The sequence below is a fragment of the Nostoc sp. genome, from assembly GCF_036919555.1.
Lineage (GTDB): Bacteria > Cyanobacteriota > Cyanobacteriia > Cyanobacteriales > Nostocaceae > Nostoc.
In genome coordinates, this window is record NZ_JBALCS010000016.1 from 1 (window position 1) to 777 (window position 777).

General features: G+C 49.0%; 1 protein-coding gene. It reads right to left on the reverse strand.

Annotated elements, in window-relative coordinates; translation table 11 throughout:
* Window positions 1-707 (reverse strand): IS5 family transposase gene (locus V7K36_RS06385; protein WP_442948440.1). Its coding sequence is split into 2 segments (ribosomal slippage), with 705 coding nucleotides annotated over them: window positions 1-369 and window positions 372-707; the frame shifts between segments, so codons are not numbered across the junction. This gene is flagged as partial in the annotation.
* Window positions 708-777 lie beyond the last annotated feature (70 nt).

Sequence of the window (777 nt, forward strand, 5' to 3'; positions counted from 1 at the left end):
AGCGCGTTTGTCGTAGCGTGTTGCGAGCGCTCGGTACTGCTTGAGTTTGGCAAAAAAGTTTTCAATAAGATGACGGGCTTTGTATAAGTCCCGATCGTAGTCACGAGGGTGATTACGGTTGCGTTTGGGGGGAATCACAGCGGTTTTACCCTGTGCCTGAAGCCGCTGAATTACTCGCTCATCCGCATCATAGCCTTTGTCTGCTAATACGGTGTCAGCAACAATGTTGGGTAACAGTTGGTCGGCTCCATCAAGGTCGCACGCTTGCCCAGGTGTCAAGTGGAAACTGAGTGGGTTGCCCAGAGCATCCACCACAGCATGAATCTTTGTACTTAATCCGCCAATGCTTGGACCAATGGCTTCAGTAGATGCATCCCCCCCTTTGCACCTGCGCTGTGTTGATGGGCGCGGACAATCGTTGAGTCAATCATTGCATATTCGTTGTCGGCATCATCTGCTAAGTGCTGAAACACCTGCTCCCACACGCCTGCTTTAGACCATCGACTGAAGCGAGTATGAATCACACGAAAATCGCCAAATCTTGATGGTAAGTCACGCCAAGGAATGCCTGCTCGGTAACGAAATAACACTGCTTCGACAAACAATCGATTATCTTTTGCTGTGGCTCCCACATAGCCCTCTCGCCCAGGTAGCAGGTTTTTGATTTTCTCCCACTGGTCATCTCGTAGTACATATCGACGCGTCATGGTTGTCAAGAGTCTTGATTCTTTTTTAGCAGTTCTGATTCCAGTTTACCTAATTGATGACACGCCCTAA